The 12,144-nt window shown below is 49.4% G+C and carries 9 protein-coding genes; 5 read left to right on the plus strand and 4 right to left on the minus strand.

Annotated features, from left to right (window positions below):
• Positions 1-111: 111 nt before the first annotated feature.
• The 4 genes from ASG33_RS10800 to gdhA all read right to left on the minus strand — a co-directional run bounded on the left by ASG33_RS10800 (position 112) and on the right by gdhA (position 3,891).
• Positions 112-1,083: a nitrilase family protein gene (locus ASG33_RS10800; protein WP_056286362.1), complete on the minus strand. Its 972-nt coding sequence runs from the start codon at positions 1,081-1,083 to the stop codon at positions 112-114.
• 72 nt (positions 1,084-1,155) lie between these two features.
• Positions 1,156-1,962, minus strand: a complete 807-nt coding sequence (locus ASG33_RS10805) for a helix-turn-helix domain-containing protein (protein ID WP_056284309.1) — start codon at positions 1,960-1,962, stop codon at positions 1,156-1,158.
• A 41-nt stretch (positions 1,963-2,003) separates the two neighbouring features.
• Positions 2,004-2,438, minus strand: a complete 435-nt coding sequence (locus tag ASG33_RS10810; RefSeq protein WP_082489184.1) for a cupin domain-containing protein — start codon at positions 2,436-2,438, stop codon at positions 2,004-2,006.
• A 115-nt stretch (positions 2,439-2,553) separates the two neighbouring features.
• Positions 2,554-3,891 carry an NADP-specific glutamate dehydrogenase gene (gene gdhA, locus ASG33_RS10815; RefSeq protein WP_255356494.1) on the minus strand — a complete coding sequence of 446 codons (1,338 nt, stop codon included), beginning with the start codon at positions 3,889-3,891 and terminating at the stop codon, positions 2,554-2,556.
• A gap of 294 nt (positions 3,892-4,185) precedes the next feature.
• Between gdhA and ASG33_RS10820 the strand changes: the two genes are divergently transcribed.
• The 5 genes from ASG33_RS10820 (at position 4,186) to ASG33_RS10840 (ending at position 12,134) form a co-directional block, all read left to right on the plus strand.
• The gene (locus tag ASG33_RS10820) at positions 4,186-4,824 is read left to right on the plus strand and encodes an RNA polymerase sigma-70 factor (protein ID WP_056284312.1); all 639 of its coding nucleotides are present in this window, start codon (positions 4,186-4,188) and stop codon (positions 4,822-4,824) included.
• A gap of 1 nt (position 4,825) precedes the next feature.
• On the plus strand, positions 4,826-5,824 hold the full coding sequence (locus ASG33_RS10825; RefSeq protein ID WP_056284315.1) for a FecR family protein: 999 nt from the start codon (positions 4,826-4,828) through the stop codon (positions 5,822-5,824).
• Between the two features lie 70 nt (positions 5,825-5,894).
• Positions 5,895-9,362 (plus strand): TonB-dependent receptor, encoded by a 3,468-nt coding sequence (locus ASG33_RS10830; RefSeq protein ID WP_056284318.1) that lies wholly within the window; start codon positions 5,895-5,897, stop codon positions 9,360-9,362.
• A gap of 12 nt (positions 9,363-9,374) precedes the next feature.
• Positions 9,375-10,817 (plus strand): RagB/SusD family nutrient uptake outer membrane protein, encoded by a 1,443-nt coding sequence (locus ASG33_RS10835; RefSeq protein WP_056284321.1) that lies wholly within the window; start codon positions 9,375-9,377, stop codon positions 10,815-10,817.
• Positions 10,818-10,838: 21 nt separating this feature from the next.
• The gene (locus ASG33_RS10840) at positions 10,839-12,134 is read left to right on the plus strand and encodes a hypothetical protein (RefSeq protein WP_056284324.1); all 1,296 of its coding nucleotides are present in this window, start codon (positions 10,839-10,841) and stop codon (positions 12,132-12,134) included.
• The last annotated feature ends 10 nt before the right edge of the window (positions 12,135-12,144 follow it).

Consider the following 12,144-nt stretch of genomic DNA (forward strand, 5'->3'; position numbering starts at 1 on the left):
AAATTGTTTTTACTTCACATATCCAAATGTAGCCGCCTGCTTATCCGTGCTTGTAAATCAATGTAAAACCTTGTTCGGCATTTGTAAAAAGAAATGTAAACGCGTGTAAATTCAGCTTTTCCCCGGAATGCTGCCGGAATCATTGAGCCAGACAACCTTTTGTTCCGAAGTATGTGCCTTTCCGATGATTTCGCTGTATAAATCTGGTTTGCGTGCATTGATGTATCTGCTTCCTCCGGCGGCATTTATTTTTTCGGGTGAAAGTGTCGCTATTGCAATAGCATCACCCAATTCCCGGCATTCAGCGACGATGTCCCCAAAAGGATCTACGATCATTGAACAGCCATTTTTAAGTTGGTCATCGTCCATTCCGATCGGGTTTGAAAAGATGGCGTAGACCGCATTGTCGTAAGCTCTCGCCGGCAACCATTTCATTAGCCAGCCACGCCCTTTAAGCCCGTCAAATTCCTGACGCAATGTAGTAGGATCAGACTCCCTGTTCAGCCACAAAGCGGGATCAACAAAACCAGCGCCCGGGCGGGAAGAAGGTGTGCACATGGTTACATGCGGCATGAAAATGATATCAGCTCCCAGCAATTTGGTTGCACGTACATTTTCGATAATGTTGTTGTCATAACAGATCAGTATCCCGCATTTCCATCCAAATAAATCAAAGACAACATACTCATTGCCCGGGGTAAGGTGGGGATTGATGAAAGGGTGCAGTTTCCGGAATTTGGCCACAAGTCCGTCCGCATTAACGCACACGTATGCCTTGTACATATTGTCCTGATCGTCCTTTTCAAACAGGCCGGCCAAAATGGTGATATTATTGGCGCGAGATATTTCAGTTAACCGTTGAATACTCGGGCCATCAGGGATGATTTCGGAGATTTCAAGCAGCTGTTCGCGAGATAACTTTCGCGCAAAGGTATAGCCGGTTACCGAGCATTCATGAAAGGCGATCACTTTGGCACCTTCTTGTGCGGCTCTTCCGGAAAGCCTGTTGATCATTTCGAGATTATAAGATTTGTCTCCGCTGCGGTTCTCGAACTGGGCAGTCGCAACCTTTAAATTTTCCATGTCTTTTACATCAATGTTGAATGCTGCAAAGCTAGACCGACCCAAACTTTGAAGATTGTACAAAACCGACACTCATATATGCATTTCCAAAAAGTTGGCAGCCAGCAAATGAGCATTAGCTATATAATCTCCCGGAGTAAGCCCTGAAATATTTTTCATAACCCGAATGGAATGCGCCTGGTCAAAAAAACCGGACTCATAAACCAGACCTGTGTAATTCGACGGCCTGTTTTGCCGGAGTAACCTCAGGAAATGCTGCACCTTGATTATGCCTGCAAATTTCTTGGCCGGGTATCCGATGTTGTCTTGAAAAACGCGCTCTAATTTCCTTTCACTAATTTGCAGCGACGACAAGAGCGCACTGACCGGCACGTCACCATTCCGCTGCTGAATCAATTTGACGGCCTGAATAGCATAAGGGCTCACCGGCTTGAAATTCGAAAGCTTCTCCAGAAAAAAATCTTCCACAACCCTGATTTTTGCATCGTAATCCGAAGCATTGCATATCCGATCAAACACACCGCTGGCCTCCTGCTGGTAAACGGATTCGAGGTCAACTATCTGGTCTACCATATTGTTAGCCTGTATTTTCAACATGGAAGAAAAGGCGAAAGGATGAAAAACGGCAACCAGAAGACCGATTCTGCCTGTGGCAGTCATATCCTGATACTGGCGAAATGGCCCGTACATGAAACAAGCCGGAAGCAATGCAGCCGGCTGGCCATCTTGCCTGATCAGGATGGGATCTTTATAATTGAAAACCATCCCGGTATTGCCGTCCGAAAACATTCGCAGGTTCCGGTTCGCCGCAACATCGCTGTCAATGATCAAAAAGTGTTTGATCAATTGGGAAAGTGCGGTAGTTGCTGGACGTTGCATGTTAAACTGCTTTACTAAGTGCAGATCAAAGATGTTAAATCCTACTTAATAATCTTCACCGATTCTTCGTCGGCTTGCTTTAAATAGAAAGCAATGAATGTCAGCGGCTGCTCCGAAGATTCATTATCAAAGTGCAGGACAGCCTTGTCTTTGGGTTCGTAAAAGGCTTCCCCGGCTTCAATGATGCGTTTTTCTTCTCCCTCCATTTGAAACAGCACCCGACCGGAAGACACATACCCCACCACTGCACAAAAATGGCTGTGCCTGGGCGCTCTCTGCCCCGCGGCCATTGTAACTTCGTTGACTTCCACTTTGGATAGTTGCTGACTTGTCAGCATAACGTCCAGCAATGCTTTGCGGGTTGGTCCGGTTTGGGCCATACCTGATGAGCACGACATATGAACAAGAAAGATTATCGCAATGAATGACAGGTAAGTTTTCAGGCGATAACAAAGCAAAATAACCTGTGTTTGCATGTTACTGTTGTTTTAGTACGTTGCAAAATTGGGATACACAAGAGTCAGACGTGTTGGTATTTACCAAGATTGGCGTGTAAGACGCAGGCTAAAAGTAGTATGCGGCAACAGCGGATCAAACAAGTCCTTGTGCAAGCATTGCGTCTGCTACCCGTACAAAGCCTCCTATATTGGCGCCCTGCATGTAGCTCATGCGACCGTCGGGCTTACGTCCGTACCGCAGGCATGTGGAGTGGATATTTAATATGATATCCTGTAATTTCTTGTCTACCTCGTCGCGCGACCACGATAGGCGGAGTGAATTTTGCGACATTTCCAGTCCTGAAACTGCCACACCACCCGCATTCGCCGCCTTTCCGGGCGCATAAAGAATATCATTGTTTTCAAATACTTCGATAGCTTCCGGCGTACAAGGCATATTGGCACCTTCCGCTACGCAAAAACAGCCGTTTTTAATCAGCAGGCGGGCATCATCTGCGTCAAGTTCGTTCTGGGTAGCATTAGGCAGGGCAATATCACATGGAACCTCCCAAGGCTTCCTCCCGGCTACAAACTCACATCCGAACTTATCGGCATACGAATTGATCCGGCCCCGCTCTTCATTTTTCAGGTGCATGATGTAGGCAAACTTATCAGCGTCAATGCCCTGTTCATCGTAAATGTATCCCGATGAATCAGACAACGTCAGTACCTTGGCACCGTGTTCGATGCACTTTTCAAGGGTATATTGTGCTACATTCCCGGACCCGGAAATGACAACTCTTTTTCCCTTGATGCTGTCGTTACGCTGTTTCAGCATTTGTTCCACAAAATACACCACCCCATAACCGGTAGCTTCCGGGCGGATCAGGCTTCCGCCATAGCTGGCGCCTTTTCCCGTCAATACTCCCGTGAACTCGTTTTTCAGGCGCTTGTATTGGCCAAACAAAAACCCGATTTCTCTGGCTCCTACGCCGATATCGCCTGCCGGTACATCATTATCTGAACTGATATGACGAAAAAGCTCTGTCATAAAGCTCTGGCAAAAGAACATCACCTCCCGGTCGGAACGACCTTTTGGGTCAAAGTCAGCCCCGCCTTTACCGCCACCCATTGGAAGCTGAGTTAAGCTATTCTTAAAAATTTGCTCGAATGCAAGGAATTTAAGCGTGCCCAGATTGACGGAAGGATGAAAACGAAGTCCACCTTTGTAAGGGCCGATTGCGCTGTTCATCTGAACACGGTAACCCCGGTTAACCTCCACCTCTCCAAGATCATTCATCCAGGGAACCCTGAAAATGATGACGCGCTCAGGCTCTGCCATACGGTCGAGAATCTTCGCATTCTGGTATTGTGGTTTATTCTCAATGAAAGGAATAATTGTTTCAGCTACCTCTCTGACAGCCTGGTGGAATTCGTTTTCACCCGGATTTCGCTTTACGATCCGGTCCATAAAGGATTGTACTGAAGTCACTGTTTCGGTGGTTGGTGAATAACTGGTAAAAGTGGTGGCTTTTGTATGAAATGACATTCCCGCTTTAACAATCGCAATCAAATCCGCCTTTTTTGTGAACGTGATCGCATCAGGGAATTGCGCACCAGAATGAACAAAGGTAAGAAATCGTCGCTATTGCTAGTCGCTGCAGATACTGACCAATAATTATTCACATTTTTCTTAAAGAAAATCCAGAATCCAATAAGGGGTATTTTTCTAAAAGTTGTCTTGTATATAATAGACCGATTCAAAGAAAAAATTGTCCTGCCTCTTATGACTGATAATCTGCCACAAAATTCCTCCGGGGAGAACGATGAGTCGGACAATGTAATGAATGTGGGGCGCACACCGGCTCAGACGGACGGTCCTGTTGACAGTGAATGGATGATCCGCAACGGTTTTGCAAAAAGTCCGAAACATGGTTTTGAATTGCTGTTCAAGCGCTATCACAAGGTACTTTGCAGCCACGCGGCCCGCTTCGTATATTCAGATGCGGTAGCGCAGGACATTGTCAGCGAGGTTTTTTGCAAACTTTGGAAATCAAGGTCTTACGAAAACATCACCACCTCCTACCGGTTTTACCTGTTCCGCTCGGTGAGAAACGAGGCTTACAACTACATCAGGCTGGAATTTCAGCCAACCGAACAGCTGGAAGCAGCGGCCGGGCACGTATCTGGCAGTGGTCAGCTGCCCGATATGATCACGCAGTATGAAGAGATCCTGCACCATGTGGAGCGCCTGGTGCAAAGCCTTCCGCCTCAGTGCCGTAAGATATTCCTGATGAGCCGCTTTGAAGAAAAAAAGTATCAGGAGATCGCAGACGAGCTGGGCATTTCCATCAAAACGGTAGAAGTACACATCAGCCGGGCGCTGCTTTCCCTGCGCCAGGGCTTAAAAGAACATTGGATTTGATATGAAACCAACCATCAGCAAGCGGCTCATATTCGACCATTTTGCAAACAGAACATCTCCCCTGCAGCGCACGGCCATTGAAAACTGGCTGACAGACAGGCATAACGAAGAACTTTACTATGAGTGGCTTGAAGAATGGGAACGAAACCATCTTCAATACGACGCGCCAAGCGAGACTGCGCTGGAAAATTTTTTTTCAATTGTTGAACAAGAAGAACTTGCCTCTCCTGAGGAGCGCACCAGCTTCCGTGAGAAACTGGCAAACTGGACGCATTACAATGCAGGGAAAATCGCCGCCGTAATAGCTATTGCATTAGGATTAGCCTGGTACAACCGGGACACGATCACCTATGTTTCCTACAAAACAGGCTATGGTGAGATTGAGATATTCGAGCTTAGCGACGGCAGCAAAGTAAAACTGAATGGGAACTCGGTATTAAAGCTTTCACGCTGGAATTTTGGCGATAAAAAAAGGGAGGTATTCCTGAAAGGTGACGCAAGTTTTGAAGTGAAACATCTTAAAAATCACCAGAAATTTATCGTTAACACGCCCGAAAACTTCGCCGTGGAGGTACTGGGCACCGAATTCACGATGTCGGCCCGGAAGTTTGGCTCCAAAGTGGTGCTGAAAAACGGGAAGGTTAAACTGCATTACAAGGAAGCCACGAATGAAAAAGAGCTCATTATGAAACCCGGCGATGTAGTGAAGCTCAAGAAAGACCGGCCAATGGAGAAAACCCGCACCGAAGCACCTGAGACCTATTCGGAATGGGAAAACAAACGGTTCGTGTTTGACGAGACAACCCTGGAAGAGATGGGTTACCAGCTCCACGAAACGTACGGACTTGACGTGAAATTCAGCAGCCAGACAATCGCCAACCGGCAGCTGATGGGATCATTTAAAGGCCGTACCATTGATGAATTTTTACAATCCATCGCGGAAGTACTCGACCTCTCGGTCACCCGCGAGAACAACAAAGTGCTTTTTACAGACCACTGAAGTACGGCGGCCGGTACCTGATCTTCCGGCCGTCGCGAATACAAACTGTTCCTAAACAACCCAACCCATTATGTCCAGACTTTACTACCCGGCTACCATTTGGGGAGCTCTCCTCTTTCTTCATTTACTGATTTCAGTTCCGGCAGGTGCCCAGGCGCTGGCCGTTATCCAGACGAAACAAACCCGCTCCAATGCGCAGCACCAGGCAAAAACGCTGCTGTTGAGAGATGCGCTCAATGAGCTGAAACATCATTTCCGGATTGATATCCTCTTCGACGCACAGGCAACGAATGGTGTGCAGGTACCCAACTTCCGCATTAACAAACAATGGAATGTTGAAAAGAACCTGGATGAAATGCTCTCGCCGCTGGGCCTCACCTATAAAAAGGTAAATAAAAGCTCTTACCTGATCGTCGACCGGAGCAGTGGTACCAATACTTTGGTCCCTGGAAAAATCAAAACCACAGGTCTTGAAAACCCGGCTGATTTGCAGAATGGATCAGGCAAGGCAGCTGCAAATGAGACACTCGCGTCAGCTGCGCCGGTTCAGAACCGTGCCGATGTGAGTATTTCGGGAAAGGTAACCGATGAGGCGGGCGAGCCTCTGCCGGGTGTGAGTGTGATGGTAAAAGGTACCCAGCAAGGTACCGCCACAGATGCATCAGGAAATTACAGACTGACATTGAATGCATTGCCTGTGTCACTGGTGTTTTCCTTTGTTGGATATTTATCAAAAGAGATTGAAGTAACCTACCAGTCGAACCTATCTGTGAAGCTTGCTGCGGATACCAAGGCGCTTGAAGAAGTGGTGGTGGTGGGATATGGTACGGTCAAAAAAAGTGACCTGACCGGCGCAGTTTCGAAGATCGGGGAAGGAAATATCAAAGCCACCCCCATTGTATCGCTCGACCGCGCGATGCAGGGACGGGCAGCAGGCGTGCAGGTAGTAAGCAACTCGGCCCGGCCGGGCGGCAGCTCCACCATCCGTATCCGTGGCTCAGGTTCGGTGAATGCCAGCAACGACCCGCTGTACGTGGTCGACGGATTTCCTACCGACAACCTCAACTCGATCAACCCAAACGACATCGAATCCATTGAAATCCTGAAAGATGCGTCTGCAACAGCCATTTACGGTTCCAGGGGATCCAATGGGGTAGTGATGGTCACGACCAAACATGGCAAGGCCGGAAAAACAGTAGTGAGCTATGAAGGATACTACGGGGTGCAATCGGTGCGCCGCAAAATACCTTTGTTAAGTGGACAGCAATTTGCAGAGTTTGTCAACGAAGCGCAGGTTAACAATGGAGGTAAACCCTATTTCGACGGCTCCAATGCCGACCGCCCATTACCTTCGGCGATCGGCGAAGGAACAGACTGGCAGGACGCCATTCTTCAAAATGCCCCGATCCAGAATCACCAACTGGGCATTTCCGGCGGTTCGGAAAAATCAAGGTATGCGATCTCGTTCGGTTACTACGATCAGGACGGTATTATCAAGAATTCGGGTTTCAAGCGCTACACCTTACGCTCGAATATCGACTCGGACGTATCCTCGCGCATTAAAGTCGGCCTGACGTTTCAGGGCGCATATACCGAAAGCAACGATGCACAGACGGAACCTACCAACAACCTTGCTTACACCGGCGTGATCAGCGCAGCCATGAACTACTCGCCGACATTTAAAATGTACAACGAGGATGGCACGTACTACAAAAACCAGGGACAGCTGAATGGCCTCGGCGCCGACAACCCGCTGGCACTATTGAATGAGTTTACCAACAAAACCTCTGCGATCAGGTTGCTGGCCAACTCTTTTGTTGACATCAAGATCATGGACGGGTTGAATTTCAGGAGCAGCATCGGTGCCGACATTCTGGCCTCCCGGCTCAACTACTACGTCACCAGAAATGCACTCGTAGGCGCCAGCGTGCAGGGAAGCGCGGCAATCACCACCAGACAGAGACTCAACTGGCTGAATGAGAATACATTAAACTACACCAAAAATTTTAACCCTAAAAATTCATTCAGCGCATTAGTCGGATATACGATCCAGGAGATCAAAACGGAAGAAGCGGTAGCCAGGGCTAATACATTTTCCGACGACTTTGCTGAATACAACAATCTCGGCGCCGGATCTACCCTGATCGCTCCTTCGTCCACAGCCAGTGAATGGGCGCTCATCTCCTACCTGGCACGTGTAAACTACGGGTATGACGACCGTTTTTTGCTGACCCTGACTGGCCGCCGCGACGGTTCATCCCGATTCGGACCTAACCGCAAGCAGGGCTTTTTCCCATCTGGCGCACTGGCCTGGAAGCTGCATAATGAAAGCTGGTTCAGTAACATCCCCTCGGTTACCGAGGCGAAACTTCGTACCAGCTACGGACTATCGGGAAACCAGGAGATCGGGAATTACAGATATCTGGCCAACATCAGCGCTTCGCCTTACGTGATCGGCGGCGTGCTCAACACAGGTTCGGCCACGGCCGGTATCGCCAATCCGGATTTGAGATGGGAGAAAAACGCACAATTCGACATCGGTCTGGATCTGGGATTGTTCCGTAACCGGATTACACTGTCAGCCGATTATTATTACAAAAAGACTTCGGACCTGCTTTTTGACGTCGGTGTACCCACTTCGTCCGGCTTTTCTACGACACTGAAAAACATTGGCAGCGTACAGAATAAAGGTCTCGAACTGGCGCTCAATACCGTCAATATCGACAAAGGTGGTTTCAGATGGAGTTCGGAGTTCAACATCACATTCAACCGCAACAAGATCCTGACCCTCGATGGTCGCCAGGAATTCCGGACCGGCTCTGATGCTACGATCTCCAATACATCCCAAAACCCCATCCTGCTCCGCGTGGGAACCGAGTTAGGCAACTACTACGGACTGGTCATGGACGGCATTTTCCAGAACCAGTCGGAAGTAGACAATTCGGCACAGAAAACCGCCAAGCCTGGTGACATCCGCTACCTGGACCGTGACGGCAACGGCGCGATCAACGACAATGACCGGGATATCCTGGGCAGCGCCAATCCTGATTTTTTCGGGGGGATCAACAACACGGTTTCTTACAAGGGTTTCGAGTTCAACATATTCGTTCAGGGCTCTTACGGCAATGAAATTCTGAACTATGGCTCATTCGATCAGCTGAATTTCACAGGTGGAAACAACCAGTCGACGGGCGTACTGGACCGCTGGACGCCTACCAACCCAAGCAACACCATTCCCCGAGCCAATGCGGCCGGCGGTTCGCGGTTGTTGTCGACCCTTCATGTGGAAGACGGTTCGTATCTGAGATTCAAGAACATTTCGCTGGGTTATAACCTGCCTCCGCAATGGCGCAGCAAGCTGCGGTCGCAGCAGGCTAAAATCTATGTAGCCGCGCAAAACCTTTTCACGCTGACCAAATACACCGGTTACGATCCTGAGGTAAACCGCTACGGAAGTTCCTCGCTGAGCCAGGGTATCGATTACGGCGGCTATCCTGCTTCCAAAACCATTCTCGTAGGACTGAACCTGACATTTTAAAATATAAAATCCATGAAACGTTACCTTATATATCTGCTTCCGGCCCTGCTGACCATGTCCTGCGAAAGCAAGCTCGACCTTACGCCCGTCACCAACCTGACAAACGCTACCTATTATAAAACCGCCGAAGACGCGAAAGCTGCGCTCGGCGCCTGCTACGCCGCCATCGGAAACCTTGACCCATTTGCCGATCTGGTGACGACCGACGATGCGATCCCGTTCCTGACAGGTGCCGCCGACCGGCCGCAGCTCTGGCGTTACGAGATCACCACAGCCAACTCATTCATAGCCCAGTATGCCGGTGGTTTCCGGGGAATTAACCGGTCCAACATTGTGATCGACAGGCTGCCAGGCATTACCATGGACGAAGCATTGAAAACCCGTTACATTGCCGAAGCGCGTTTCCTGCGGGCATTGCATTATTTCAACCTGGTAAGATGGTATGGCGGCGTGCCGATCGTGACGTCCGAAACTGCTTCGCTGGAAGGCCTGGAAGTGGAAAAAGCTTCGGTGGAAGAAGTTTATAAATTGATTATTGATGACCTCACTGCCGCTGAAAGTGTGCTGCCAGCCACCTATCCGGCCAGCGACGTGGGCCGGGCTACAAAAGGTGCTGCCATGGGGATTCTTGCCAAAGTGTATATTACGATGGCAGGTACCAACCGCCAGTCTCCCTACTGGGCGCAGGCAGTTGCCAAGCTCAAACAGGTGATCGATTCCGGGGTTTATGACCTTTATGCCAACTTTGCTGACGCATTTGCGCTTACAGCCAGAGGTGGGAAAGAAAATGTGTTTGAAGTTCAATACCTGACGGATGTCCGCGGCCATGGTCAGGGAAGAGGTTATGGCGTGCGGGGTGCCCTCATTTACCCGAGCGGCGGAAGTGGGATTGCGCGGCCTACCAAGAGTTTGTTTGATCTCTATTCAGCCGAGGACGCCAGAAAACCGGTTACTTTTCTGACCTCCTATACCTACAATGGAACTACTACCCAGCTGTCCATCACCGATCCGGACTTTACCAAGGCAGTTTCCTTTCAAAAATTATGGGATAAAACGGCGAAAACGAGCGGCGGCGAAGGAACCAGCATTCCCATTCTCCGCTACTCCGACTTACTGCTGCTTTATGCAGAAGCATTGAATGAAGTGAACAACGGACCTACTGCCGAAGCTTATGCCGCATTGAACAAAGTACGGACAAGAGCCAAACTTGCGGCATTAACCGGCCTGACCTACCAGTCATTCAAAGAAGCTGTCTGGCTGGAACGACGCCTGGAACTGACCTTTGAAAACCACCGTCGCTTTGATCTGCTGCGGACCGGCAAACTGATCGATGCCGTGAAAGCCGAAACAACCTTCAACCGGAACCCGAAAATCCAGCCATTCCACGTACTCTTCCCATTCCCGCAATCCGACACGGATGCCAATCCGAAACTGAAACAAAATGAAGGTTATTAAGCTGATCTCACCAAAACATTTATGAAAAACTGTTGGATAACCATATGGATATGCGCGCTGGCAGCTGCGTTTTCGGGAATGATTTTTCCGAAAACAAACACCCTCGGCGGCGCGGCCGACATTCCGATCCGGAAAATCGCTTCGGGCAAGATCATCCACCGTTTCCACGACACCTCGCCCATTAGTCCGTCGGGCAAATACATTGCCTTGTTCCGCATCCCTTTCGAGGACCATTATCCCGAAGCAGGTGACGTCGGCGAGGTGGTATTGATAGACATGGCGACTGGCAAGGAAACTGTCATCGAACGTTCTTTTGGCTGGGAAATGCAGGTCGGCGCAAATGTGCAGTGGGGCGCAACCGATCACGAATTGTTTTACAATCAGGTAGATACCAGCACCTGGAAAGCTTATACCATCCTGCATGACCCGATCCGCAAAACATCCCGGAAATGGGAAGGTGCCACATTCATGGTAACACCGGATGGAAAACAGGCAGCAAGCCACAATATGATCAATTCGGTAAACGCACAGTCGGGATACGGGGTGATTTTGCCTGAAAAATTCCGCCGCAAAAATTCGGGCGTAGTAAATAACGACGGCCTCTTTGTAACGGATGTAAAAACAGGCAAAACGAAAATGATCGCGTCCATTAAACACATTTTTGACGAGGCAAAACCAAAGGTCGGAATTGATGATCCGGACAACTATGAGATCTACACGTTCAAAGCGATGTGGAATGCACAGGGTACCCGGCTGATGACCTGCCTGATCATCAAACCAAAAACAGGAGGACCGAGAAAAGTGGCGCTCATCACCATTAAGCCCGACGGCAGCGACATCCGCACGGCCGTTACCACGAAACAATATGCCAAAGGCGGACACCACATGGCGTGGATGCCAGACGGCGACCATTTCTCCATGAACCTGGAAGTGGACAGCACGAAAAACGGTCTCGAACTGATTACCGCGAAGTACGACGGCTCCGAGCTGAAAACCGTATTCTCTCCGGGATCCGGCCACCCCAGTTTTCATCCGAAAGGCCTGCCGCTGATCATTACCGACTCGTATAACCACGAAAAAAGTGTTGCAAAAGGAGACGGGATCGTGCCGATCCGACTGATGAACACGAAAACCGGCAAGGAGATCCTTCTTGCTCATGTGAAGGTTCCCAAAGTGGAAGACAATTCCTTCCGGATGGATGCCCACCCTACCTGGGACCGCACCGGCCGATATGTGATTTTTAATGGGTACGACGACGACAACCGGGGCGTGTACATAGCTGACCTGAAAAAGACAATTGAAGAACTGAAACCTTAACCACTTGTCC

Origin of the sequence: Dyadobacter sp. Leaf189, assembly GCF_001424405.1 — a bacterium.
Lineage (GTDB): Bacteria > Bacteroidota > Bacteroidia > Cytophagales > Spirosomataceae > Dyadobacter.